21 protein-coding genes and 2 pseudogenes are annotated in these 25,779 nt (G+C 61.0%); 7 read left to right on the top strand and 16 right to left on the bottom strand.

Annotated features, from left to right (window positions below):
• The first annotated feature begins 24 nt into the window (after positions 1–24).
• Positions 25–678: a hypothetical protein gene (locus ACWTU8_RS01925; RefSeq protein ID WP_455846815.1), complete on the top strand. Its 654-nt coding sequence runs from the start codon at positions 25–27 to the stop codon at positions 676–678.
• A gap of 188 nt (positions 679–866) precedes the next feature.
• Here ACWTU8_RS01925 and ACWTU8_RS01930 read toward each other — a convergent pair whose 3' ends face one another.
• From ACWTU8_RS01930 to ACWTU8_RS01945, 4 genes are read right to left on the bottom strand one after another with little or no spacing between them, the layout of a single operon-like run.
• A complete protein-coding gene (locus ACWTU8_RS01930) occupies positions 867–1,574 on the bottom strand; it encodes a response regulator transcription factor (RefSeq protein WP_455846816.1) in 708 nt (235 codons plus the stop codon).
• On the bottom strand, positions 1,564–1,953 hold the full coding sequence (locus tag ACWTU8_RS01935; RefSeq protein WP_455846817.1) for a response regulator: 390 nt from the start codon (positions 1,951–1,953) through the stop codon (positions 1,564–1,566). The genes ACWTU8_RS01930 and ACWTU8_RS01935 overlap by 11 nt, the downstream gene beginning before the upstream one ends.
• The gene (locus ACWTU8_RS01940; RefSeq protein WP_455846818.1) at positions 1,950–2,597 is read right to left on the bottom strand and encodes a response regulator transcription factor; all 648 of its coding nucleotides are present in this window, start codon (positions 2,595–2,597) and stop codon (positions 1,950–1,952) included. Before ACWTU8_RS01940 ends, ACWTU8_RS01935 begins: the two co-directional genes overlap by 4 nt.
• The gene (locus ACWTU8_RS01945) at positions 2,594–5,803 is read right to left on the bottom strand and encodes a PAS domain-containing protein (RefSeq protein WP_455846819.1); all 3,210 of its coding nucleotides are present in this window, start codon (positions 5,801–5,803) and stop codon (positions 2,594–2,596) included. Before ACWTU8_RS01945 ends, ACWTU8_RS01940 begins: the two co-directional genes overlap by 4 nt.
• Before the next feature lie 304 nt (positions 5,804–6,107).
• Between ACWTU8_RS01945 and ACWTU8_RS01950 the strand changes: the two genes are divergently transcribed.
• Complete coding sequence (locus ACWTU8_RS01950; RefSeq protein ID WP_455846820.1) at positions 6,108–6,629, top strand: carboxymuconolactone decarboxylase family protein; 522 nt, start codon at positions 6,108–6,110, stop codon at positions 6,627–6,629.
• Between the two features lie 391 nt (positions 6,630–7,020).
• Here ACWTU8_RS01950 and ACWTU8_RS01955 read toward each other — a convergent pair whose 3' ends face one another.
• Both ACWTU8_RS01955 and ACWTU8_RS01960 read right to left on the bottom strand, forming a co-directional pair.
• The gene (locus tag ACWTU8_RS01955; protein ID WP_455846821.1) at positions 7,021–8,748 is read right to left on the bottom strand and encodes a DHA2 family efflux MFS transporter permease subunit; all 1,728 of its coding nucleotides are present in this window, start codon (positions 8,746–8,748) and stop codon (positions 7,021–7,023) included.
• On the bottom strand, positions 8,745–9,776 hold the full coding sequence (locus ACWTU8_RS01960; protein ID WP_455846822.1) for an HlyD family secretion protein: 1,032 nt from the start codon (positions 9,774–9,776) through the stop codon (positions 8,745–8,747). Before ACWTU8_RS01960 ends, ACWTU8_RS01955 begins: the two co-directional genes overlap by 4 nt.
• 82 nt (positions 9,777–9,858) lie before the next feature.
• On the opposite strand from ACWTU8_RS01960, the gene ACWTU8_RS01965 reads away from it, so the two are divergent.
• Complete coding sequence (locus ACWTU8_RS01965) at positions 9,859–10,482, top strand: TetR/AcrR family transcriptional regulator (RefSeq protein WP_192358003.1); 624 nt, start codon at positions 9,859–9,861, stop codon at positions 10,480–10,482.
• A gap of 343 nt (positions 10,483–10,825) precedes the next feature.
• Here ACWTU8_RS01965 and ACWTU8_RS01970 read toward each other — a convergent pair whose 3' ends face one another.
• The 3 genes from ACWTU8_RS01970 to ACWTU8_RS01980 all read right to left on the bottom strand — a co-directional run bounded on the left by ACWTU8_RS01970 (position 10,826) and on the right by ACWTU8_RS01980 (position 12,920).
• Entirely contained in the window at positions 10,826–11,188 is a 363-nt protein-coding gene (locus tag ACWTU8_RS01970) for an SPW repeat protein (RefSeq protein ID WP_455846823.1), read from the bottom strand.
• Between the two features lie 264 nt (positions 11,189–11,452).
• The gene (locus ACWTU8_RS01975) at positions 11,453–12,631 is read right to left on the bottom strand and encodes a patatin-like phospholipase family protein (protein ID WP_455846824.1); all 1,179 of its coding nucleotides are present in this window, start codon (positions 12,629–12,631) and stop codon (positions 11,453–11,455) included.
• A gap of 151 nt (positions 12,632–12,782) precedes the next feature.
• Positions 12,783–12,920, bottom strand: a complete 138-nt coding sequence (locus tag ACWTU8_RS01980; RefSeq protein WP_455846825.1) for a hypothetical protein — start codon at positions 12,918–12,920, stop codon at positions 12,783–12,785.
• Positions 12,921–13,464: 544 nt separating this feature from the next.
• Between ACWTU8_RS01980 and ACWTU8_RS01985 the strand changes: the two genes are divergently transcribed.
• A complete protein-coding gene (locus tag ACWTU8_RS01985; protein WP_455846826.1) occupies positions 13,465–14,103 on the top strand; it encodes a response regulator transcription factor in 639 nt (212 codons plus the stop codon).
• Positions 14,104–14,195: 92 nt separating this feature from the next.
• Entirely contained in the window at positions 14,196–16,043 is a 1,848-nt protein-coding gene (locus ACWTU8_RS01990; protein ID WP_455846827.1) for a PAS domain-containing protein, read from the top strand.
• A 10-nt stretch (positions 16,044–16,053) separates the two neighbouring features.
• Here ACWTU8_RS01990 and ACWTU8_RS01995 read toward each other — a convergent pair whose 3' ends face one another.
• From ACWTU8_RS01995 to ACWTU8_RS02010, 4 genes are all read right to left on the bottom strand, one after another.
• Entirely contained in the window at positions 16,054–17,043 is a 990-nt protein-coding gene (locus ACWTU8_RS01995; protein ID WP_455846828.1) for an ABC transporter permease, read from the bottom strand.
• The gene (locus ACWTU8_RS02000) at positions 17,044–17,907 is read right to left on the bottom strand and encodes an ABC transporter permease (protein ID WP_455846829.1); all 864 of its coding nucleotides are present in this window, start codon (positions 17,905–17,907) and stop codon (positions 17,044–17,046) included. It abuts the gene before it with no gap.
• Positions 17,904–19,673 carry an oligopeptide/dipeptide ABC transporter ATP-binding protein gene (locus tag ACWTU8_RS02005; protein WP_455846830.1) on the bottom strand — a complete coding sequence of 590 codons (1,770 nt, stop codon included), beginning with the start codon at positions 19,671–19,673 and terminating at the stop codon, positions 17,904–17,906. The genes ACWTU8_RS02000 and ACWTU8_RS02005 overlap by 4 nt, the downstream gene beginning before the upstream one ends.
• A 64-nt stretch (positions 19,674–19,737) precedes the next feature.
• A complete protein-coding gene (locus tag ACWTU8_RS02010) occupies positions 19,738–21,282 on the bottom strand; it encodes an ABC transporter substrate-binding protein (protein ID WP_455846831.1) in 1,545 nt (514 codons plus the stop codon).
• A 557-nt stretch (positions 21,283–21,839) separates the two neighbouring features.
• Between ACWTU8_RS02010 and ACWTU8_RS02015 the strand changes: the two are divergent.
• A pseudogene (locus tag ACWTU8_RS02015) lies at positions 21,840–22,441 on the top strand (transposase); the annotation flags it as partial.
• A gap of 147 nt (positions 22,442–22,588) precedes the next feature.
• Here the strand turns inward: ACWTU8_RS02015 and ACWTU8_RS02020 are convergent.
• Both ACWTU8_RS02020 and ACWTU8_RS02025 read right to left on the bottom strand, forming a co-directional pair.
• Positions 22,589–22,822: an alpha/beta fold hydrolase gene (locus ACWTU8_RS02020; protein ID WP_455848358.1), complete on the bottom strand. Its 234-nt coding sequence runs from the start codon at positions 22,820–22,822 to the stop codon at positions 22,589–22,591.
• A 51-nt stretch (positions 22,823–22,873) separates the two neighbouring features.
• Positions 22,874–23,286 (bottom strand): annotated as a pseudogene (locus ACWTU8_RS02025) (epoxide hydrolase N-terminal domain-containing protein); the annotation flags it as partial.
• Positions 23,287–23,452: 166 nt separating this feature from the next.
• Between ACWTU8_RS02025 and ACWTU8_RS02030 the strand changes: the two are divergent.
• Positions 23,453–24,025, top strand: a complete 573-nt coding sequence (locus ACWTU8_RS02030) for an NADPH-dependent FMN reductase (protein WP_455848359.1) — start codon at positions 23,453–23,455, stop codon at positions 24,023–24,025.
• A 692-nt stretch (positions 24,026–24,717) separates the two neighbouring features.
• Here ACWTU8_RS02030 and ACWTU8_RS02035 read toward each other — a convergent pair.
• Entirely contained in the window at positions 24,718–25,728 is a 1,011-nt protein-coding gene (locus tag ACWTU8_RS02035; protein ID WP_455846832.1) for an SIS domain-containing protein, read from the bottom strand.
• Positions 25,729–25,779 lie beyond the last annotated feature (51 nt).

Below are 25,779 nucleotides of genomic sequence, written 5' to 3' on the forward strand. Positions count from 1 at the left end.
AGCTCAAAACTCGCTGAGGAGACTATGGACGTGAACAGCACTGGCAGTCGGATACTTGCAGGGGTTTTGGTTCCTGATACGCCGCTCGTCAAGCGGGCGCTCGACTATGCTCGCCGGGAAAGCGAGCCCTATCTGTTCAATCACGTGGTCCGTTGTTGGCTGTTTGCGACACGGATCGGGCAGCTTCGGAACATTGATCACGATGCGGAAGTCGTCGCCGTGGGAACGTTGTTGCACGACATCACGCTCAATGAACGCTTTAACGGTCCGCGGCGTTTCGAAGTCGAAGGCGCCGATCTAGCGAGGATCTTCGCCCGGCAAGCCGGTGTCGACGAGCGCCGAGCCCAGCTCATCTGGGACAGCGTCGCTCTCAACTCAACCCCGTCGATCGGCCTCTACAAGGAGGCGGAGGTGGCGCTCTGTACTGCCGCCATCTGCCTGGATGTGGTCGGCCTGCAATACGAGCTTATCCCCGCAGCAGAGATAGCTAGGATCGTTAAGGAATTCCCGCGGCTCGAAATGAAGCGGCGGATGAGCCGGTGCTTCTGTCACATCGCCGAGGCCAGACCGGAAACGACCTACGACAATTTCGTCCGGGATTTCGGTGAACGTTACATACCTGGATATCGAGTTCCTTCTTCCGTCGACCTCGTGTCGAACGCACCCTTCGAAGAATGAAACACGTTTAAGGGCCAAATTATCCGACAGTTTCGCGCTTAGAAGGCCACATCGGAAGTCGTACATTGCTGTACGCCGTGAATTGCTTGACCCGACAAGTCCGCTGCCTTCAAGCGACCTCCTCGTGAAGCACGAGGAGGGATATCCCTGCGCTAGCCTATCCTTTTCGGACGGAAGCATCCATCGCCTTATGCCAAAGTCTTGTTCGTGCCGGCGTCGCGCATCGCCGCCGGCAGCGTCTCCCATGCCCGGATCAACTCACCGATGGAAGCGGCCTCCATCTTGCGCATGACGTTGCCGCGGTGCAGCTTTACCGTCACCTCACTAATGCCGAGCTCGAAGGCGATCTGCTTATTGAGGCGCCCGCGCGCCACCTGATGCAGAACCTCGCGCTCGCGTGGCGTCAGCGTTTCAAAGCGTTCGACATTGCGCTTGACGACCGCAGCTTCCGCCCGCCGCGCGGCATCCATCGCAATGCCCGCAATAACAGCGTCAAGCAGCGTTTGGTCCCGCACCGGCTTGGTGAGAAAATCCACAGCCCCGGCCTTCATCGCCTGGACGGTCATCGGAATGTCGCCATGCCCGGTCAGGAAAATGACTGGCTTGGGGTTGCCCGTTTGGGCCAGATGCCGCTGCAGATCGAGGCCGCTCGCTCCTGGCATACGCACGTCGAGGATCAGACAACCGGCGTTATCCAGTACGTCGGCATCGAGCAATTCGCGCGTCGAGCTGAAACAGACATGCTGGAACCCGGCGGAAAGTATCAATTCGGACAGCGCCTCCTGAACAGACGCATCGTCATCCACAATGATAACGAGGGGCTGCTCCGCTTCGCTCCTGCGCTGCGATGACAATGGCGCCGATCTCCGTAAGTGCGGCGGCTGCTCAACCCTCATGTTCATCTCCATTTTTCGATTTGCGCAATACATTGCCGATGGCTGCCAGCATGACCTTCGCATCGAAGGGCTTACGGAAGCACCCGCTGACGCCCTGAGCTCTGTCCGCATCGGCAATCTCGTGGCGCCCGGTGATCAGGAACACCGGCAGGTCCGGGCGCACCTTCTTCACCAGATCACAAAGTTCGAAGCCGTCCATACCGGGCATCCCGATGTCGGTTATGAGCACGTCAAGGCCGGACAGCCCGCTGATGAGCAATGATCGCGCCGACGAGAAGCTGCGGGCCGCATAGCCGGCGGACTCCAACAGATCCTCCAGCGACTCGAGTAGCCTTGGATCGTCATCGACAACGGCCACGACAGGTCTTCCCTTGGTCACGCCCGGTTCCCTCCCGCTCGGCGCGAGTGGGTGATCGGTATCTCCAGTCGCTGCGCGATACGCACGAGATCGGCGAGCGATGACGCCGCCATTTTCTGCATCACGTTCCTTCTATGGATCTGCAGCGTGACCTCGCTGATTCCGAGTTCAGCGGCTGCCTGTTTGTTGAGAAGGCCGCTCACCACGAGCGGCAGCACCTCGCGTTCGCGCGGCGTCAGGTCGAGATAGCGTTGCTTCAGCGCGACCAGTTCAGCACGCGCGGACCTCCTTTCTCGATCCTCGGCGAGCGCCGCTTGGATTGCAGCCATGAGATCCGCATCACTGAAAGGCTTGGTGAGAAAGTCCACGGCGCCATGCTTGATCGCCTGGACGGAGGACGGGATGTCGCCGTGCCCTGTTATGAAAACGATCGGCGGATGATCTCCCTTTGATATCTGCCTCTGCAGATCCAGGCCGTTGATGTCGGGCAGCTCGACGTCGAGGATGAGGCATGCCGGGATGTCCGGCTTATTTGCCCTGATGTATTCGCTGGCCGATCCGAAGGCAGCGGCGCGGATACCGTGCGAATCCAGCAGCTCGCTCAGCGCCTCCCGCAGGCGCGCATCGTCGTCCACGATGAAGACGATATGGTCATCTGTGGTCATGGCGCCGCTTTCACTTCAATCGGCAAGGTGAAGACGAACGTCGCCCCCTGTGGGTCGTTCTTCTCCGCCCACAGGCGTCCGCCGTGCGATTCGACGATCGAACGGCAGATCGCGAGCCCCATGCCCATTCCATTCCCCTTCGTCGTGAAGAACGGTTCGAATATGTTTTCGGGAAACTCGATCCCCGCGCCACGATCGCTGATCTCCGTCTGAACCACATCGCCTATGGGGCGAACACGGACCTCAAGAACTCGGTCGCCCGTAACGGCGTCCATGGCATCCATGCCGTTGCGAATGAGGTTCACCAGAACCTGCTGGATGTGTACACGGTCCAGCGCGACGAGCGGCAGGTCGCTTTCGACGTCGATATCCATGCGGACGCGCCGCCGCGCCGCTTCCTCGGCCATGAGGTTGCGCGCCTCGGCGATAACGCCACTGAGCGCTGTAGGACTCCTTGCCTCGCCGGATTGTTTGAACAGAGCGCGGATGCGACTCACGACGTCGGCGGCCGCATTTGCGTCACGAATAATGCGTTCCACCGTCTTCTGCGCACGCTCGAGATTTGGCGGCTCAGCCATAAGCCATCGCTGGCAGGCATGCGAGTTCGCCACCACGGCCGCCAGCGGCTGGTTTACTTCGTGCGCGATGGAAGCAGAGAGCTCAGCAAGGCTCGCGGCCTGACTCGCTCGTGCAAGGCTCTCTTGCGCCAGCCGCAGCTCTTCCTCCGCCCGAACCTCATTTTCAACATCGAGGCAGATGACATTCCACTGCACGATAGTCCCTTCGGTATTGCGCATCGGCGCGGCGCGTGTCTCGACCCAGCGATACTCGCCGTCGAACCGCCGCAGGCGGTGCCTGCGCGCATAGGGCTCGCCCGTGGACAACGAATGGGCATATCCTCCCTTTACGCCCGCCAAGTCGTCGGGATGCACACCGGCGTCAAGCGTGCCGGCCAGCCGGGACTTTCCGGTGCCGTCCAATCGCTCAAGCTCATACCCCAGGAACTCCCGGAGCTGCTGGCTACGATAGACCGGCTCGCCATCCGGCGCCGCGCAATCGATCATCGCCGGTAGAGTTTCAACGAGCTGCCAGAGGAAGCGCTCCCTCTCTTGCAGCGCCTCCTGAGAAGTCACGAAATCATGGATATCGACGTTGGCGCCGAACCACCGGATGATGCGGCCGCTCTCGTCACGGAGTGCTTCAGCACGCCCCTCCGTCCAGCGGTATGAACCATCCCACCGGCGATTGCGAAACTTCAGCTCGAACGGTTCGCCCGTGTTGAAGGAATGGGTCAAGGCCTGCAGCAAAGGAGCCCTGTCGTCCGGATGAACGATGGTCTGGATCGCGCTGGGCAATCCTCCCTCGGCATCAAAATCGTCCAGCTTCAGGCCGATATAGTCCATCATCGTCTTGTTGATGTATGCAGGCTCCCCTCCGGGCGTGACGCACCAGATCTGCACGGGCACGGTGTCGATGAGTTGTTGAAGCTGACGTTCCCGGTCGCGCAAGGCCTCCTGCGCGCGCACCTCATCGTCGACGTCGAGAGAAACGCCATACCATTCCGCAATCTCACCGTTTTCATGGCGCCGAGGCTCTATCCTGCACTCCGCCCAGCGATACGCGCCATCCTCTTCGCGCCAACGAAATCGCATCGTGGACATGCCGCCGGTTTCGAAGCAATTCCGTAGAGTGTTCTGCACCTCGGGAGCATCTTCGGGATGGATCAGCTCCTGGAGCAAATTCTCGATGCGCGGCTCCTCGAGAGCTTCGAAATCCGCGATGACGGAGCGGAAATGGTCCTGGTAGCGCTTGTTGAAGTAGACCGGCCCGCCCGTAGGCTTTGCGCTCCAGATCCGGACTGGTACGGCATCGATCGTCTCCTGAAGCTGCCGCTCGCTCCGCCGCAGCGCCTCTTCGGCATGCATCTGATCGTCTATGTCGTGACAGAGCCCGTACCACTGGACGATGCGCCCGTCCTGGTCCCTCATCGACTCGGCGCGGCTCGACATCCAGCGGTAGACCCCGTCTTGACGGCGCAAGCGATACCGCATCGCAAGGACCTCGCCGGTGGCGAGACAATGGCGGAGCGTGTCCGAGAACGCTGCTCTGTCGTCCGGATGGACGCCGGCCTCTATCATCGCCGTCATGCGGCTCATGCCCGGCTTGATCGTATCCGCCACGTCCAGGCCGAGAAAATCGACCATGCGCTTGTTGAAGAAAATCGGCTCGCCGTCGGGCGCGAGACGCCAGACGTGGCTTGGAACCATATCGACAAGCTGCGAAAGCTCCCGCTCCCTGTCGCGCGATGTGACCAGCGCCAGCTGACGCTGCCGGGATATGGCCGCCACGATGAGCGCCGAAAATGCCGAGATTGCCAGAAAAAGCTGCAGCATGACCTGCCTTTGTCTCTGGAATTCGGGAGCGCCGACAAACTGGCTGTCTCCAGATATCGTAAGTGCCATCGTGATCAGGGCGAGGAGCGTCAAGGCGACGGCGGCGCCTCTGAACTCGAAGCGCGCCGCGGCCCAAAGAAGGGGCGGCATGATGATGTAGGGGGTGGGCAGGTAGACGTCGCTCAAGGAAAGCGCGGCGACCCCCAGGAAGATCAGACCCAGGACGCTGGCTTCTACCGGCTGCGCGGGAGAGAGTTGGGTTTTGGTGCGCCAATACTGGATCACGACCAGTGCCGGTGGCGCTACGAGCAGGATTCCGGTGGCGTCTCCAATCCAAAACAGCGGCCATACCGCCGTGAAGGTTTGCGATTCCACGCCAAACCACGCAAGCGTCGCGCTTCCGACCGTCGCGCTGACGAGCGGCGCAACTCCAGCGCCGAGTACGACGAATGCGAGGACTTCCTGCAAAGTTTCAAGTCGAACCGGACGCCCGCATGCCCGGTTCACAAGCGTTGCGCCGACAACCGCGCCAAGGGCGTTGCCGATATAGATCAGAAAGCCCGCAGGCAGCGGACTGTGGAACCACACGAACTGCGCGAACATCTCCGCCAGGCAACCCACCAGTATCCACCACGGCCAACTGTAAGGAGAGGTGAGGATGAGCGTCGCGATGAAAACGCCGCCCGGAGGCCAAATGGAAACCGTTATTCCGGGGACGATTGCGAGCGCCTGGGCGAACCCGCAGCCCAAGACATATGCCGCAAAAAATAGCCCCAGATGAAGGAATTGCGGGCGCGACCAGACGGACATCATCGGTTTCTCCTGCCGGGCAAAGAAGGGCTGGGGATTGTCAACGCTGCGTGTAGCACGTCTCCGCGATATCTGGGCTGGCGAACTCATGATCTCGGCTGGCGAACTCATGGCCCACTCTAATTCGGCGCCCCCCCGGCTGCACCTCATGGAAATCCATGAGGCGTGGCCGAAGCGTACCTGGCCTAGCCCTCAGGATGATACTGCCTAGACCAGCCGAGTGGTGACATGGCCTCTCGCATGATGGCTCGGCCCGGCGCGTCCCGGCATGATTTGCAGGCGATAAACCGCCTTCAAGGAGACATTCATGAATATCGCCACCAAACCGACGGCGCAGGCCGGGACCAAGCATGGGCCCCGTGTTAACTGGGCCGAGCAATCTCCGGAACTCGTGAAGAAGTTCACCGGGGTTGTAACGGCTCTCCGTGCAAGCTCGATCGAGGAGTCCATCCTCAATCTTGTCAATATTCGTGCTTCGCAGCTCAACGGCTGCTCTTTCTGCCTCGATATGCACGTCAAGCAGGCAAAGATGCACGGCGAGCGCGAACTGCGCCTCTACCACTTGGCCGCGTGGAGGGATTCGACCCTGTTCGCCCCGCGCGAGCGCGCCGCACTCGCATGGACGGAAGTCCTGACCAAGCTGCCAGACCAGGGCGTTTCCGATGAGATCTATGAGCGCGTCCGCACGCAGCTGTCGGAAAAGGAGATCTCCGATCTTAGCTTCGCTGTCATGGTGATCAACTCGTGGAACCGCCTCAACGTCGGCTTCAAGACCGTGCCGGGTTCCGCCGATGCAATGTATGGCCTGGACAAGGCGGGGCTCAATTAGCCCGCTACAGACCGGCGGCGCGGCTGTCGCCGTGTCGCCGCTGATCCCTGGCGGTGCGCAATGACCCGCCGGGGACGCGCTATCGACAACCCTGCGTATCGCCGAATCGCTGCGGTCGGCTTCCGCCGCGTTTGCCGCCACTGCCGCCCAGTGCGCCATTCCCATGCACATTTCACGACAATCCGAGAACTCACCCACTTGGCCGGACACTCGCCCTGCCAGCTAGCTCGGCCGTCTAGCGTTTCATTCCATCACGCCGGCCAGATTTCGAATTCCAATGCCAGCTCATCGGCCTCGGGCCCCTACCCATGTCATGGCTGCCAATCGATCACACCGTACTGCGGGCATCCACGATATGGCTGGCTGGCGAGAATCTTTCCAGCGGCGTTTGTCACGCTGGCAACTGTGCGTCTTCCATTTGCCTCTGACTCCCTTCGACGAGGGCGTTCGAGGCCAAGGTTGAAGGCGGCAAGCTCGGGGTCATCTCGGGCGTCGGCGCGATCGGCATCGGAACCGCCCTCAGCGCCAGGGACGACTGTTCCGTGCGCTTTCTCATGTATCGGGCGAGGCCGATCTTGATCGTGACCAGCACGGGCGCGGCAACCACGAACAGCAGCGCGACTGCGTTGAACGCGGCGTCGAAGGCGATCACTGTGGACTGACCGGCGACCGCTCTGCCCAGCAGGCTCGTCGCTGCCCGGCCAGCTGCCACGGGATCCATTCCTTTTGCAGCGAGCATGGCTGTCGTCGTTGCCAGACGCTCGCTGACCGCGGGAATGCCCGCGGTGACGTTGGCGCCGAGCACCGCGACATTGGCGGCGACGTTATTCTCGATCAATGTCTGCAGCCAGGCGACACCCATGAGGCCACCGAGCTGGCGACCCGTATTGAAGAGGCCTACGCCGGATGCGAGGTTTTGGTGGTTGAGCTTGCCGAAAGCGATGAGAGTGATCGACAGGAACAGGAAGCCGAGGCCGAGGCCACGCAACAGAATGGCTGGCATCATGTCGTCCGCGCCGCTTTCGATGGTCGAACCGGACAGCATCCCCATCGCAACCATGATCATAAGGATTCCAAAGGGCACCGTGGCGATCGGAGGAACGCGGCGGACCTGCATGAGGAAAGCAGCGATGAGGAGCGCGCCGATGAAAAGTGCGCCGCTCGGCAACAGGAGCAGGCCGGCGTCGGTTGGCGTGAACGCAAGGACGGACACGGCGAACGAAGGGATCAGGAACGCGCTCCCGAACAAGGCGGCGCCGGCGACGAAACTGACGATGAAGGCGAAGGAAAAATCGTCCGACCGGAACGGGGTGAAGTCCAGCAGGCCCTGACCTTTGGCGATCACTTGTTGGCCGAGAAATGCCAGCAGAGTGGCCGTGCCGACCACCGTTAGGCAGACGATGTGACGTTCTTCGAACCAGTCCCATCGGCTGCCTTGGCCGAACACGTATGTGAAGCAGAACAGTGCGGTCGAGAGGAGCGAGAAGCCAAGCCAGTCGAACGGGCGGGGTCCGGCTTTGACGGGCGCCGGGCAGTCCGCGAGCAGCAATAATCCGGCGGCCGCCAGCGCCACCGGGACGACGCTGAAGAAGATCCACATCCACGACTGACTGTCGAGCAACCAGCCCTCAAAGGCTGGGGCGATCGTCGCGGGGGCAACGACCGAACCGATTGCGAACAGGGCCTGAAGGATCGGCTGGTGGCGTCGCGGATAAGCGAGAAAAATGATCGTCTGCCCCGCGACGAGCAGGACGCCTCCGGAGAAGCCTTGCATTACGCGGAGCACAACCAGCAGATCCAATTGAGTTGTGGTGGCGGCAAGGGCGCAGGCTGCGCCCATGGCTATGGTCGAGCCGACGATCAGACAACGTGGACTGACGCGGTTCATCAGCCAGGCGGCGGCCATGAACCCGATCAGCTTCGGAGCGGTATATCCCACATCCAGCCAGGCGAACTCATCGGGAGTTGCATAGATGTCGCCGATGATATCGCCACGCCCGAGCGACAGGACTGTGCTGGCGATCGCCTCTGCCAGAGTGGCGAGTATTATGCCCGCGACGAGAAGGGCTCCTGTTGCTGGTCGGTTGCGGTCCGGGATGGCGATGACCACTGCGGTCATGAGTCTCTACCGCGATCAATCTCGACACGGGCGGACAGGCCGGGCACGAGGCGACCGGGCAGCGGATTGCCGATAAATCGGATCTTAACCGGAACGCGCTGAACGACGCGAACGAAGTTTCCTGTCGCATTGTCTGCGGGGAGCAAACTGAAGGCAGACCCACTGCCGGGCGCAAAGCTGTCCACCATCCCTTCAAACGTCTCGTTTGGGTAGCCATCGATGGTGATGCGGACGTGTTGACCGGGCTGGACATGTTCGATCTGGGTTTCCTTGAAGTTCGCCACAACCCACAGATCATTGACCGGAACAATATCGAGCAGAGAGGCACCCGGCGCCACAAGCCGGCCGATGCGAACCTGGCGGTTGCCGACGACGCCGTCTACCGGCGCGCGAACCACGGCGTTGTCGAGGTCGATTTGAGCGAGTTCCTCCGCGGCCCGGGCCTGCGCTACCGCGGCCACGGCGGCTTCGCGCTGGGCGTCGAGCACGGCGATGCGTTGCCGCTGTGCCTCCAGTGCTGCCGATGCCGCCGCCACGGCCGCTTCGGCCCTCGACCGCGCGGCATCGCTTTCGTCGACCTCGGCCTGGCTTACGGCGTTGGTACGAATAAGTTCACGGCGGCGGTCGGACGCCTTGGTCGCGAGGTTCAGCTCGGCCTCGGCCGAACGCGTCTGGGCTTCGGCCTGCCTGATGAGGGCATGCTGAAGCTCGACTTCGGCGTCGACATTGCCAAGGCGCGCCTGAGCGGCTTCGACATTGGCCACAGCCTGCGCGAGCCGCGCGCGGTAGTCGCGGTCGTCGATCCGGAACAGGACGTCACCCGCCCGGACGGCCTGGTTGTCCCGAACCTCTACTGCGGTGACGTAGCCCGCGACCTTCGGCGCAAGCCCGGTCACATCCCCGCGGACGTACGCGTTGTCGGTCGACGTGTCATCCGAACGGGCCCAAGCCCATCCTGCGCCAAGGGCGACCACGGCTGAGAGGCACAGCAGCAGGCCGATGGTCTTTGTCCTGCTATGTTGCGGCATGACGGGCCTCCGGTAATAGGCGTTACCATTGACGTTTATGGTAATGGTTGTTACCAGTCAAGGGATGGACTGGAGTGGATGAATGGCTGCTGCAAGGACCACACGGCGCAACGGCCGCCGGGAGGCTCTTCTTCAAGCGGCTGCCGAGGTCTTTTTCGAACAAGGCTACGCCGCGACGAGCATCGACGCGATCATCGAACGCGCCGGCGGATCGAAACGCAACATTTACAATGAGTTCGGCAACAAGGAGGGCCTGTTCTCCGCTATCGTCAAGGAAAGCGCAGACAATCTGCTGTCGCCCTTGGTGATCGAGGAAATAGAAGGCCACGATCTGCGGGCGACACTGACGGCGTTCGGCCGGCATTCCATGGACGCCTACATGTCTCCCACTTTGATCGGAATCTACCGAATTGCCGTTACCGAGGCCAACCGCTTCCCCGATCTCGTGAAGTCGTTCTACGAACAGGGGCCAGGACGGACCGCGGTCCGGCTCGCCGAGGTCCTCGAAGCCGCCAGGGAACGGGGGGAAATCCAGGCGGACGATTGCTTGCGTCTGGCCGGGCACTTTGTAGGCATGACCCGCGACAACCTGCATCTGCAGGTCGTTCTCGGGCTCCGGCCCCCGCCGTCGGACGAAGAAGCGCGGGAGGCGGTTGCTTCTGCTGTGGAAATCTTCCTGAACGGCGTTCGACGCAGCCGGAAGTAGAAGGGCAATCGTTGCCGTCAGCATCGGGCCGTTTGGCGAAAAGTCGAGCGGCGTGCCCCGTTCGACCAGCAGGCCTCGACGCCGATATGCCTCACGGGCCTCATGAACGATCCGCCTCACATCGTCGGCGCAGACGTTGTCGCGCCGCATTAGATGCTGGACGATAGGATCGTCCAGCATCTCTTCGAGTGTGGGTTCGGAATTCACGGGGTCCATGATCTGTTCTCTTGCCGCTCGGGCTTGCGGCGCGGGTTTTCACGCGCAACCCGCCGAAGCATCTCAGGGGAACGGTCGCGGAAACAGCTCGGCGCGCCCGTCTCCTGGTGCCTGGCCTTCCATGAAATTATCTGACGTCGGACTTGGAAAGCATCTGCGCCTTGCGGCCGCTCGAAAGCTGGATGATGGCGATCGTCGCGACGCAAAGCCCAACCAAGACGTGCGTCCACATCGCCGCCTGCGCCGATCCGAAGCCGAGTAGGAACGGAGCCGCTACCCCCCAGCACCCCAAGCCGAGATTGGACCACTCCGTCCATGCTCCGTAGCGATAGAGCGCCACGGCGGAGCAGCAGGCAATCAGCGCGCCGACGATCCCCGCGTTCCAAGCCGCGGCGGGCATCTCGGTGAACGCGAAGGCAGCGCAGGCCAGACCTGCGCCCAGAACGAGGTTGGTCCACTCCAACCCCTTGCTCGGTACTTCATTTGTCATCTTCGTCTCCTTCTTCAGTCCGGCTCCGCACCACGCCATCGATGTCGGGGGCGACCGATGCGAGGAGAATGACGCGGTCCCGCGCAGCAGCCTATTCTACGCAGGCATCTGTCGGGCGATGCTAAGGTCTAGTGCAGCTGAGCGCGGTGCTGGCGGAGAATATCAAAGCGCTTGGGGTGACACAGCGTTCTTGCGCGTAGGAAATCCGCCTTCTTACTGTCGGACATGCTCCTGCCGAGCAGAGCCTGACGTTGAGGATGCCGATCACAGGCGCCTGTCGGCGAATTCAGGGCTGTGTTTCCAAAGGGTGCCAGCCGCCAACCCGGCGTGTCCGAGGTCATAGACAGCTTGCATATAGCTGGCGTTGTAAGGATCGAGCATCGAATAGGGGACTTGAGCGTCAATGGTCGCAAGGTGGAAACGTGCCCCGGTCAGTTTGGCATAGTTGTAGAGGATAGCCAGTTCGCTCTGTGTCTGTGACTTGAGGAGGATGGAATATGCCCTCGCGATCACGGACAACGTTCGATTCCGCGTGGTGGCGAATTCCGGTATGAGCGCGTTGTTTACGATCACATGAAAATCGACACTCTGGTGTTTCCCCGGCACGAGAGGGTTCGTGTTTGCCAGAATTGCCTGCGGAAGTATCAAGACTTGCGACGTCGACCCTCCATCGGAATGCATTTCCTGGAAGCGACGCCCTCCTGACTCGGCTTCGATCATGACTGCCGGATAAACGCCCGGAATGCTCGCCGACGCGATCATAACGTCCTGAAACAGCTTCAGCGCGTCCAATCGGCCGCTGTTGGCGATGGCGCCCATGTTCCACACGACGGCCCGCTGGGTGTCGAGATTCGTTGTGAGGACCAGGAGCCGGCGGCCTTTGCGATGCTGGGCTGCGACCTGCTGCAGGACCGCTTGTGTAATGAAATCCTCGACCATCCGCCTCATTGGGGTGGATCTCAGCAAGCTCGATCCGATCAAGCCCACGGGAAATTTGGTTGCGACAAGATCGTCGGCGACGCCGCTTGTAAAGAGATGCACCAGCGTGCCGTCATGAGCCGATCCGAGGAACGCGAATGGCGCGATTAGGGCGCCAGTGCTTACGCCGGTGACTAGATCAAATTGCGGGCGGGTCCCGGTCTCGCTCCACGCCGAAAGCACGCCGACGCCGAAGGCGCCTCCCGCACCGCCGCCGGAGATCATGAGGACATCGAGGCCATCCGGCTCGGTTGCCGGCGTCCAATCGCGCACATCTCCTGCGGCGATCCGAGCGTCGCGATATATCCTGATCTCGCCATAGCCGGCGATCGAAGCCTTCTCTGCTTCCGCCGCGTCAATGGGTATGTCCGTGGCGGCGATCCGAGTGTCGCAACCCCGGAACCAAACGAATGTCGCGACCAGTGCTGCCAGCCCAACGAGCACCGATACTTTCAAAGGACGCAAACTGGATCTCCCGTGCTTGGCTTCGTGAACGCGGAGTAGTTCGCATATCCGAGAGCCGCGGGTCTCCGACGCTTCGGTCGAACAATTCGCTTTCGGCAAAGAGCCTGATTTCCATCAGCCGTGCGCAACGCTGGCAGCACGATATTCCCCGTCAGCCCGACGCATCATGCGGGACAGCATGCTCCTCATTTTTGCCCGACACGATGTCGGTGATAAACCACATCGAGAAGGCTATGAGAAAGGCGCGGCTGTAGTCGATTGATCCAAGGATGAGGGCGAGCAATGCCACGGTAGAGATCGCCCTGCTGCGGTGACGTCGGCGGATCTCAGTTCTATCCGCTGTGATCGGGGCTCGGCGCGCGTTTCCAGAGGGCGCGCCTGACGCCCGGCATCCACGAAAACTCCAGCGCACGGGACTGCACTAGGCAGGCGCCGAGTGCAAGGAATGGAGTGCCGATGCGGCTTTCATGGCTAGTTCCAGGACAATGGGACCCGCTTGAGGGCGCAGCAGCCGATCACCGCGACGGCGATGTCCTGCTCCGAAGGTGAATGACATAGGGCAGGAACCGACGGTCCACGCACCTATACCGAGGTCTAGGTCAGCCATTCAAATCGCTAGGTCCGATCACCCTTTGCAGTGTTGCGTTGCCCGCCGCGATACGGGTACGTAAGACCTGACGTAGACACTACGAATTGGCGGGCATAGCTGGCTATCGGTCGCCGAGCCTCGCGTGAGGCGCAGGTCCTGATTGACGTGTGACAGAAGCGCGGTTGGTACTGACTGCGTGAACGCGGCCAATTCGTGTTCAGCATATCTCCCCGAGGCGAGAGTCATGGGCGTGGCAACTTCAGGAATCGCAGACAGTCCCATAACAATTTTGGTCGACGATGACGCAACGGTCCGCGACGCGTTGGAGGAGTTGCTGAATTCGGTCGGCATCGACACGATGTCGTTTTCTTCGGGCCAGGAACTGCTGGACGCAAAACTGCCGGACCGCCCAGGCTGCCTCGTTCTCGATGTGCGAATGCCGGGTCTGAGCGGCCTCGATCTTCAGCATGTGCTAGCAACCAAAGGCATACTAACGCCGATCGTATTCTTGACCGGTCATGGGGACATCGCGATGGGCGTCCAGGCGATGAAGGCGGGGGCAGTGGATTTCCTAACCAAGCCGGTGCGCGACCAGACGTTCCTTGACGCGGTGTCCACCGCTATCGCCAACGACGTCGCGCGAAGAGCGGCATCGACCGTATCGCGAATGAACGTCGCACTTTATGAGACCCTTACGCCCCGCGAGCGGGAAGTGCTGAGGCTCGTGGTCTCCGGTGCGATAAACAAGCAGATCGCATCGGATCTCGGCATCAGCGAGATCACTGTAAAGCTCCATCGGAGCAACATGATGAAGAAGATGAACGCAAGGTCCATCTCCCATCTCTTCAATGTGTGGCAGTCGCTTCCAGTCGACAGCCGTTGAGCGGCTTACAATCAGGCATTGGCGCTCCGTAACTGACTCGGATATCGGCCGCGACAGGGAGTGGGACGCAGAGGCGGTCTCAAGAGGTCGAAATGGAGCTGACGTCAACGAAACAACGCCGCGCCGTCGCATTGGCGATTGGCGCTGCGAGTGTCTTGCTGGCGTTATTCGTCAATGAGCCATACGTTCTGCTGGTCGCCGTTGCAGTCATATGCATCTGCATCGGCTGGGAGGCCGGTTTGGTGGCCGTTGTCGCGGCCGGTCTGCTTTCATCCGTAATCCTGTTTTCGCTGGAATCAGGGGCCACAGGCGGCGCGGTCCGGTTGGCGGTATTTGTCGTCGCGGCGCTGGCCCTATGGTTCGTGATAAAGATCTTCAGGACAATGAGCTTCTATGACCGGGTCTACCATGATACCGGACCCGGCATTGCCGATATTCCGGGCCTCGGATGGTCGGCCTCTGCGGATGGCCGCCTTCGCTTGGTCAGTCCCGCGGCGCTCGAGTATGTAGGTGTGACAGCCGATGAGATGCGCCGGATCATGGATGGCGATGATTATCATTGGACACAGTTTGTCCATCCGGACGATGTCGAGGCGAGCATGGCGCGATGGCGTCACAGCTTGCAGACGGGCGAGCCTGTGATCGACGAGCACCGTGTGCGTCGGTTCGACGGAACGTATCGATGGTTTCGCGACACCGGCATTGCTTCGCGCGATGAGTACGGAAGGATAACCGGCTGGTACGGCCACACGGCGGATATCGACGATCAGAAGAAGGCCGAATCTGCGTTGCGCGAGCGTGAGCGTGAGCTGCGCCTGCTGGTCGATACAGTTCCCACCATGATCTGGCTGATGACGCCGGCGGGATTACCGTACTACTTCAACAAACGGTTCGTCGACTGGGCGGGCATCGACTCGGCTAAGGCGCAACCGCGAGGCACGCGCCAATTCGCCTCGCATGTGGAGTTGTTCCATCCCGATGACCGGGCGGCCGTCAAGGCTGTGTTCGAGAAGTCCTTTGCCCGTGGAGAGCCACTCCAGCACAAAGGTCGGCTGTGCCGGAAGGATGGCGAATATCGCTGGATTGATTCGCGGTTCGAACCGCTACGCGACGAAGACGGCACTATCCTTCGCTGGTACGGCGTCAACTTCGACATCGACGACGAGGTCCGCGCCCAAGAATCCCTGCGTCTGGCGGACGAACGGCTCGCGCGCGCCTTGCGCGCCGCCAGCCTGTCCGAACTGTCGGTGTCCATTGCGCACGAACTCAACCAGCCGCTCCAGGCGGTCGTGGCCAACACCGGCGCCTTCCAGAGATGGCTGAACGCCGATCCGCCAAACTTCAATCACGCCAGCCGTGTCGCCCGAAAAATCATCAGAAACGCCGACGCGGCGGCACAGGTGATCACCCGCATCCGTGCGCTGTTCAGCAAGACCGAAGCCGAAGTGCATGCGATAGATCTGAACGCGGTGATCCGCGAAGTGTGTGATCTCCTGGCTGACAGGCTCGCATCGAGCAGCGTCAAGCTGGACCTTCAACTCGATCCCCGCCTTCCTGCGACCGCTGCCGATCACGTTCAGATGGAGCAAGTCGTCCTGAACATCGTCCGCAACGGCATAGAAGCGATGCAGGACGTCAACATCAAGGCGCGAAGTCTGCGGATTATGTCGCGGTGTCAGAACGACGGAACAGTCGAGGTCGAAGTGCGAGATAGCGGCCGCGGGCTTAGCAATCCGCAACGGATTTTCGAGGCGTTCTACACAACCAAGCCGGATGGAATGGGAATGGGCCTGGCAATCTGCCACTCGATTGTCGAGGCACACCGCGGACGGGTTTGGGCGGAAAATGTCGAGACAGGGGGAGCATCCATAACCTTCAGCCTCCCCATCCGCGCTGCCGACTCGACTAGGACATCCGCCGGCGCGACAGCAAGCGCCTGAGTGAGCGCTTTCAGAGGTTAATCCGAGAATCGGCCATTGACTGCACGATCTCGATGAGCGTGTTGACCAGGATGTACAAGCTTCCGAAAACGATGGCGACGCCCAGCACTGCCGGGAGATCGGCGCTGGCAAAAGCCTGGACCGTGTAAAGGCCCAGACCGGGCCACCCGAAAACGCGCTCGACAACAAGCAAATTGCCGAAGAGAAGGCGGACCTGCAGGCTGAGCATGGACAGGGGGGGCGTGGCGGCATTGCGCAAACCGTGGCGCAACAGCACCTTTGCCTCGCTGAGACCCTTGCCACGTGCGGTCCGGATGTATGTCTGCCTCATCACCTCGTGAAGCGCACCGTTCAGGCTTCGCCCGACCGCAATCCCGATAGGCAATGCCAGTGCAAGCGCCGGCAAGATCATGTGCAGCAGCGCGTCGACGCTGACTTCGGGCCGGCCGACCAGTATTCCGTCGATGACGTTGAGTCCCGTAGGGCCTGCAACGTCGCGGTAGGCAAGCCGACCCGCTCCGGGAAGCCAATCGAGTCGGAACCAGAAAAAGTAGCTGAGAAGTAAGGCCGACAGAAAGATCGGCGTGGCGCCCACCCCCACCATAGCGAGCCTTATGCCAGCCGATCCCGGAATCAGGAACTGAAGCGCCGCCATGACCCCGGCGAGCGCCACTCCCAAAGCGATCGACGCTAGTCCGAGTTCAAGCGTAGCGGGAAGATATTGCTGTATGTCGTCAGTCACCGGCTGCCGGGTCCTTACCGACGTCCCCAGATCCGCATGCGCGAGGCGCAATAGAAAGCGTCCGTACTGAACGACAGCCGGGTCGTCCAATCCAAGCTGCTCGCGCATCGCTTCAACCGTTTCCAGCGGAGCGTTCGGCCCGGCAATGGCCCGTGCTGGATCGGCGGGGGTTATACTTTGGAGACCGAAAACGATGAAGCTCATCACCAGGAGAACGACGACGGCGCCGACGATGCTTTTGGTGAGATATGCCAGCATCTACGCTCCCCTCAGCGCGGCGCGAATGCCGTCACCCGCAAGGTTGGCGAGGAGGCAGAGGAGAAAGATGATTGCGGCCGGCAGGATCGGCAGCCACCAATGGACGGTTAGACTGTCGAGGGTGCGCGACGTCATCGCTCCGAGTTCAGGCGCCGGTGCAGGCAGTCCAAGGCCAAGGAACGACATCAGCGACAGCGTCATGATGACGTTGGCGACATCCAGTGACGCCCCGATGAGCAAGGCCGGGACCACTCCCGGAAACAAGTAACGCAACAACAGGCGCGGACCGCGGACACCGGCGATACGTGCCGCCTCGACATGAGGACGGGCCTTGAGGCGGCGAATTTCGTCGCGCGAGATGCGCGCGTACCAGGGCCATCCGAAAATGGCTATTGCGATCATCGTGTTAACCAGGCCAGGGCCGAGCGAAGCCACGACAGCGAGCGCGATGAGCGTTGATGGAAGGACTATAAACAAGTCGATGATCCGCTCGAGCACCAGATCGACCTTGCCGCCCGCGAGACCCGAAATCAGTCCGACCAGGGAGCCCACAGTGAGACTGAAGCCGATAACGGCAAGCGCTGGCAGCCACGTATATTGAACGCCGAGGATGACGCGCGAGAACAGATCGCGCCCGATCTCGTCGGTGCCGAACCAATGTCCGGCCGAAGGCGGCAGGTAGGCCCCGGCGACGCGCAGCTGTGGGTCGAACGGCGTGATCCATGGCGCCAGCACGGCCACAACGGTGACGACAGGCACGCCGACAATGCCGACGCTTTCAAGCCAACCGGCACGCCGGAAGAAATCGCGCCAGTTGAACCGAGGCCGCGCAGGCAGTGTGTCCGGGCTTGGCCTGCCGGTCATCGTTCGCCTCCCGCCTGCAGGCTCGGCATCGCCGCGATGAGAGACCGCGTGTAGGCGGACTGTGGTGCGGCAATGATGGCATCTGGATCGGCAATCTCAACCAACTCGCCGTCTTTCAGCACCGCGATACGGTCGGCGATGATCCTGGCGGCCGCCAGATCGTGGGTCACGAACAGCATCGCCATTTCGAGCCGCCGCCGAACGTCGCTAAGAAGGTTCAAGGTGGTGGCCGCCAGCGACACGTCCATGGCGCTGATTGGCTCATCGCAGAGCAGAAGCTTTGGGGGGACGATTATCGCGCGAGCCAAAACGGCGCGCTGGCACTGCCCGACCGACATCTCGGCCGGCAGCGCGTCCATCAGGACCGGATCGAGGCCGACCAGCTTTATTGCCTCTCCGACGCGACGGCGGCCGTAGTCGCTGTCCAGCGAAATGGCCCGCAGGCGCTCGCCGATCTGCTCGCCGATCGTGAGCCACGGCGTCAGTGCCGCCACGGGGTCTTGAAACACCACTTGCGGAGGAAGCTTGTCGAAGCGTGTAACAGTGCCGCTATCGGATGCCACGAGCCCGGCTGCAATCCTCAGAAGGGTAGACTTGCCGGCGCCGCTCTCCCCCACCAGGGCCACGCACTCGCCAAGCTTGATCGAAAGGTTCACCGATCTAAGAACGGGCTGCGGTTGACGCCGTCCCCAAAACGATCGGGTGCCCGTCGGGTATGTTTTTCCGACGTTGGACAGCCTCAAGGCGACGGTCTCCTGGATCGCCTGGGCCCGCCATGGTTTCCCATCAGTGCGCTGCGCTGAGAGAAGTGGAGTCTGTTCGTGGTGAAGGCAGGCGACCGCACCATCGTGGACGGAAGCAGGCTCCAGCGGTGGGCGGATTGCCGTGCAATCTGGCTGGGCGATCGGGCAGCGTGTCGCGTAGGCGCAGGCTTTCCCAACATCTACGGAGGGCGTACGCTCGGACGGGAGCGTGGGAAGCGGGCGCCGTCGATCAGAGTCCAGATCGAATCGAGCGGCGAGCAGGCCGGCAGAATAGGGGTGGGCGGCATTGCGGGCCACGTCCTGTATGCGGCCCATTTCAACGATGCGTCCGGCGTAGAGAACCAGGATGCGGTCGGCCAATGAGGCTGCGACACTCAGATCGTGCGTAACGAACAGAATTGCTGTCTGCTGATCGCGGGCGAGATCTCGCAATAGGTTGAGGATCTGCGCCTGCATGGTGACGTCGAGCGCGGTGGTCGGCTCATCGGCGATGAGCAGCTTCGGTCTTGCCATCATCGCCATGGCAATTAACACGCGCTGACGCTGCCCCCCCGACAGGCGATGCGGAAGCGCATCGGCGATGCGGTCCGGGTCAGGCAGGCCGGTTCGGTTGAGCCAGTCTTCGATCGATCTCTCGGCCCCCCCATTGGATTCTCGCATCTGGCGGCGGATCGTCATCGTGGGGTTGAGCGCGCCCATCGGGTCCTGCGAGATGGCGCGGACGAGGTGGCGGCGGGCCGATTGCCAGGTGCGCCTTCCCGCGCCGACAAACTCGATGCCCGCTAATCGGATCGAGCCTGCAATCTGCGGAAGGTATTCGCGCGGCAAGAGCCCCTGAAGCGTCAGCCCGATGCTTGTCTTGCCGGACCCGCTTTCGCCGACCAGCGCGATGATCTCGGTCGGAAACATGTCGAAACTGATGCCATCAAGGACGCGGGAAGGACGGCCTTCGCGGCTGAGAATGACTGAGAGGTCTTTGACGGTGAGGACGGACTCGGTCACGGGTTCGGACACTCGGTGCGAAAGCTTAGCCATGTGCGTGACGAGCCTGACCTGGTTCCGGAATTCAGCGCCCCCAGCGGACGGTGGCGAAGTCGATGTTGCCGGGTGGGTTCACGGGACGGAGTCCAAGATCCTTCAGACCCTTGGCGTGGACAACCACATCGTTGACATCCACAAGCGGGATGACGATGCCGGCATCGAAATACATCTGCCCCGCTCTTTCATAGAGCGCGTCGCGTTCTTTGACGTCGGTCAACTGCCCGGCCTGGTCCACGATGGCATCGGCTTGCGGCAGCACCCGCCCAAAAAAGTTGAGGGAACCGTCTTTTGTGAAGAACACCTTGGCCTGGCTTTCCGGATGAGCGGCGTCCGGGCCTGCGATCGTGAGCAGTAAATCGGGAGGGTTTGGGTCGTCCTTCAAGGTGTAAGCAGCGCCGGAGGGCAGCACGTAAGCCGTTGCCTTTACGCCGATCAACGCCAGTTGCGCTATCATCAGGTCGGCGATGCGGCCGTAGCTCGGGGCCGCGCTGTGGAGGCCAATGACCAAATTGACCGCGCCATGTTTGGTGATCGCGGCTTTCGCTGCCTCGAAGTCGGTCGGGAACCGGATCGGATTCACCGGGTTGAGCATCACGTTCGGATATACCGACCTCGACAGGCGTGCGAACTCTCCAAAGGCGTCCTTGACCCACAGCGCCGGGTTGATCGCTGTCAAAACGGCCTTGCGGACCTCCGCGTTATCGAGCGGGGAGTTCGGCTTAACGAAGAGATCGTACGGTATCATGCTCGGGGCCGCAGTGATCTCCAGACCCTCCGGCAAGCTGGTGAGTTGCGCGAACGGATAGTTGATCGGCACGGCATCGATCGCACCCGCCTGCAATTGAAGTATCTGCTGGCTGATATCGGGCACGACCGAAATCTGAATCTGCCGGAAGAACGGTTTGTCGCCCGAATAGTCGTCGTTGCGTTCGAGCACATAGCGCTGGCCGCGCTTGAATTCGGCCAGTTTAAACGGACCCGTTCCCGCCGCATGCTCATTGAGCCAGGTTGTCGCGAAATTGCCATTGTCATGCTCGGCAAGCGCTTTCGGGCTAATGACCTTCGGTCCCCAAGGACTCGCAAGGGCGTCGAGGAAAGAAGGCTGAGGATGGCCCAGCGTGAGCACGACCGTGGAATCGTCAGGCGCCCTCATGTCTTTCACGTTCGCCAGGAAGTAGGTCAGGTTCAGTCCACGATCGCGGCGGCGTTCGAAGGAATTTATGACCGCCGCCGCATTGAACGGCGTGCCGTCGTGGAACTTCACTCCCCCGGCCAGGTGGAACGTGTAGGTCAGCCCGTCATCGGAAATTTCCCAGTTCCTAGCGAGCAAACCGACAATCCTGGTCGAACCCGGCTCGTATTCGACGAGCCCTTCATAGACGTTGTTGATTGCGCTTATCGCGCCGGTCTCAAACCCGTTGTCCGGATCGAAAGTGCCGATATCGGCCACGTAGGGTATGCGCAGCACCTCTTGCGCGTAGACCGGCGCAATCCAGACCAGCAAACCGAGAGCGAGTCCCAGCATGCGCAGCCCGAAGCTGCGCTTGTAGGATCGTTCGGTCCGGTACACGTAAATCTGCATAAAGGATTTCCCGTTGGCCTAGTACTTCACTAGGGACTGCAGGAAGGCCACCCGCAGTCAATTCTTGGCCAACGAGGCATTTAACGTTCTTTCCAACCAGCGTCACACCGATGCCATCAAGATCCTCTTCCGGCGCTCGGCATCGATGAGGACACACAGACGCGCCACGATACGTCAGCCCGCCGATCGCGGTCTATGAGCATCAAGCAGAGGTCACCCTATCCCCAGGGTATAGATACGTGACCCCGCCGGAAAGTACCTTGCAGACGCGGATTCTCTACAGAACGCGTTTGCAACCCACACGACGCAGTTCGTCAGCGTCGAAGTGGTCGCTGGTCTTCCAACAGGGAAAGGGTCGTCGACTGAACGGCAGCTTTCTGACGAGTTCGCCCGGAAAACCGCCCGTCAACTTTCGGCCCAGAGGGGATCTTTAGCGACCAGCTTGGGAAGGACCGCTGATGACAGATAGTGTTGATTTAGTCGGCGTTGATCGGCTGGCGGTGTCGTGATTCCATCCACCTGTTGATTCCGGAGGGAATGGGACGATGATGGGATCGCAGGTGGCACCGGCGCAGTTGTTCTACGATTTCTGTCTCGACAATCATGTCCCTGATGACCACCTCCTTCGAAGGATCGACCAGTTCCTCGATCTGGAGAGCGTCCGCTCGGAACTGAAGCCGTTCTACAGCACGATCGGCCGTCCCTCGATCGCTCCCGAGTTGATGATGCGGATGCTGCTCGTTGGATACTGCATGGGCATTCGGTCCGAGCGACGGCTCTGCGAGGAGGTCCACCTTAATCTCGCCTATCGATGGTTTTGCCGTTTGGGATTGGACGGCAAGGTTCCTGACCATTCTACCTTCTCGCGCAACCGCCATGGCCGGTTCCGGCAGAGCGACATCCTGCGACACCTCTTCGAGACAGTCGTGGAACGCTGCCTGAGCGAAGGCCTGGTAGGTGGCGAAGGGTTTGCGGTGGAGCCAGCCTGATCGCAGCCGATGCCAACAAACAGCGCTCCATTCCGGGCGACGAGTGGCGCGCCGCCGATCTTGGCGCTGGGGCCGGTCGAGCGGTGCGAGAGTATCTCGCAACCCTGGATGACGCCGCTTTCGGGGCGGCCAGTGAGGTCACACCGAAGTTCATCTCACTGCCGTCCCAGCAACGACTAAATCAACAATATCGACACGAAGAAGAGCGCTCAGACAGGCAACTATGCGGCGAGCTTTGGAATAGGGCGTTCAACCAATCGCAAGTACCGTTGGTTGCGTGTCCCCGCAACCAACGTACCTGCAACCTATGCCGTTATCCAGTCGCCACCCTGGGCAACGTAGCGTTCGTAGCCGAGGCGTTCCATAAGTTCGGCCCAGGCGCGGGCTATTCGGTCGGGATTCCAGCCCGTGCCTCGTGGCTTGCCGGAGAACCCGTAGCCGGGCATCGAGGGCAGAACCAGGTCGAAGGCATCCTCAGGGTTGCCGCCATGCTGCGTCGGGTCCGTGAGCGGACCAAGAGTCTGGAGCAGTTCGAACACGGACCCGGGCCAGCCATGCGTCATGATCAGCGGCAGAGCATTGGGATGCTTCGACCGAACGTGAAGGAAGTGTATGTCGAGCCGTCGATCTCGGTCATGAACTGCGGGAGAGCATTCAGCTTTGCCTCTGCCTTCCGCCAATCGTACTCGGTTCCCCAATAGCGGACGATCTCCTGCAATTTTGCGAGCTGGATGCCCTTCGACCGGTCACTGACGGTCTCTTTGTCCGGCCACCGCGTTGCGGCGATGCGCTGACGAAGATCGGCTATCTCCTCCTGCGGGATCTTGACTGTGAAGGGGCAGATGAAATCGCCAGCGCCCGCCGTCCGCAATGCTCCCGGAAGCAGACCGATGGCCCCGGCTGCAGCCGTCGCGGCAAGTAGTTCGCGCCGTGAGCGATAGTGACACTGCCGGCGGCATAACGTCCTCCTCTGCCTACTCGATCCGTTCAGATGCGAGTACACAAATCCACTTTAGGCGGAGGTAAATCTATTGAACGATGGTGTTGGCGATACCTTTGTATCGGTGGTGACCTGCCACACCTGTGCTACCTTCCCGACCGAGATCGACCGACCGGACGTCGGCTGCTTTGGGAGATCTCTGGAGTTCGCAAATTCATGGGAGGACCACATGTCGGATTTCACAGTCGGTTACTTTGTGGGTAGCCTTGCAAAGGGCTCGATCAATCGAAAGCTCGCCAAAGCACTCGTCCAGTTGGCGCCGGTGGAACTGCAGCTGCAGGAAATTCCGTTCAGCGACCTACCTCTTTACAGCTATGACTACGATGCCGATTACCCCCAGGTCGCTCGGGATTTCAAGATCGCCATCGCCGCCGTCGATGCCGTTCTTTTCGTTACCCCGGAGTATAACCGCTCGATCCCAGGCGCATTGAAGAATGCCATCGATTGGGCGAGTCGGCCGTACGGCCAGAACGCCTTTACAAAAAAGCCCTCGGCGATCATCGGCACCTCGCCAGGTGCGATCGGGACCGCGGTGGGACAACAGCATCTGAAAAGCATACTCAGCTTCTGCAACTCGCCGATGATGAATGCGGTTGAAGCCTACATCCAGTTCACGCCGAACCTGATCTCGGACAGCGGCGAAGTCAGTGCCGAGTCTACAGAGACGTTCCTCCGCGACTACATGAACGAGTTCCGCGACTTCATCAGACGCGTCTTGACTGTCTATCCGCGCTCGTCCTGACCGGGTCAGCGCATGCAGTAGGCGAAGCGGTAATGTTGAGTTGGCCGACATTGCTGGAATCGATCTGTACGACGTTCAAAGCGTGTGAAGATCTCCGTCGATCACGGCCACGCTTTGAACGTCACTGCAGCTTTGCCGGCAGCCGAAGCCGGCAGCGGGTAGAGACCCCGCCGCCGCACAACCTATGGCTTCAACGCACGCGAGCACCACTGCCGGAGAGGAAGGTTCATTCCTCCTCTTGGTTTATAGGTTCGCCAGACCATATGAGAGAATACGAGGGATATGGGTTGGCGAACCAGTTGCTAACATATTGATTCTCTGTAGAAGACGTTGCCCCTCCGGGCCCACCAAAATCGTTAAATTTCAGCAGGTTAGAACCGACTCTCCGCAGAAAGTGGGCCATTCGGAATTTAAGGGGAAACTCGCGTCTTTGTCTGGGATAATTCTCCTGCTTGTTAACATCAACAACACGTAATTCACGCGCTCTCACTCTGAAAGGCCTCCGAGTGATGAGTGCGGTAATCTGCGGCGACGACGTGCAATTAGGATGGTTTGACCAGCCACCACCGAACTTTCACCGGGTGGGTTCCGCCCAATCCGAAGCTTGGTGAGTCAGCTGTATGTTGGAATGCCCGCTCGAAGCGGGGGAGGGGTCCGATCAACGGCTTTCAGTACGAGTTGCAATCTGCAGTTCAGATCGTCTCGGTCACCTTGCTCAGCAGCTTGGGCCGGTCCGGATCGAGCCCGAGTTGCATCGCTGCCATGACAAGCGCGCGATAGAAGCCCGGCAGGGGGATCAGGGGCGCTATCATGTTGCCCAGGTTCTCCGCCGACCGGCGACCAATGTCCTGCAGATCGAGCACGGGGCGACCGAGCGCCCGGTACGCGCTGACTACGGCGTTTTGGCTTTCCGAGGAAACGGCGTCGGTCTTCCATCCGACCAGGGCACAGTCCGTCTGGCCGAGTTGCCAGGGACCGTGCCGTACCTCCGCCGACGAATAGGCCTCCGCGGGGAACTGCACGATCTCCTTGAGCTTCAGGGCAGCTTCCTGGGCGATCCCCAGCGCTGGTCCCCGCCCGATGACGAATGCGGTGCGCGCCTTGACGATGGCGGAGAGATCGATGGTGTGATTCCGATCGGTCTGCTCCAGAACATCCGGCAGCGTATCGAGCGCTCTTCGCAAGCTTGCGTCGCCGGACAAGATTGTCAGGAGGCGGAGACCGGCTGCGGCAGCACCCATGAAACTCTTCGTGGCAGCAATGGCCCTTTCTTCCCCGGCATTGATCGGAATCACGACATCCACTTCCTTTGCAAGCGGCGAAGACATGTCGTTGACGATCGCCGCGACCAGCGCGCCACCCCTCCTGGCCATCCCGGCCGCCCTCACAATGTCGGGGCTGCGGCCTGATTGACTGACGACGAGGCAAAGCGCGCCTTTGAGGTCCAGCTGGCGTCCATAGATCGAACTGATCGACGGTGAGATTGAGGAACCGGGGATGCCGAGCGAAATCTCGAAAGCATAGCGGAGGAAGGTAGCGGCATGATCGGAACTGCCCCGGCCGATCGTCGCGAGGAGCCGGGGCTTCTCGCCGCCAAGTGCGTGTACCGCCTTGCCAATCGCTTCGAACTGAACCGCCGACGATTGGCGCAGAACAGTCGGAATCTCGGCGATTTCCCTGAGGATCGCGCTGTCGTTGCTCATTATGCATCCTCTTGCGGCCGGCTCGACACTGCGCTATGAAGTAAAACTTCA

It is taken from the genome of Mesorhizobium sp. BHbdii (assembly GCF_053848045.1).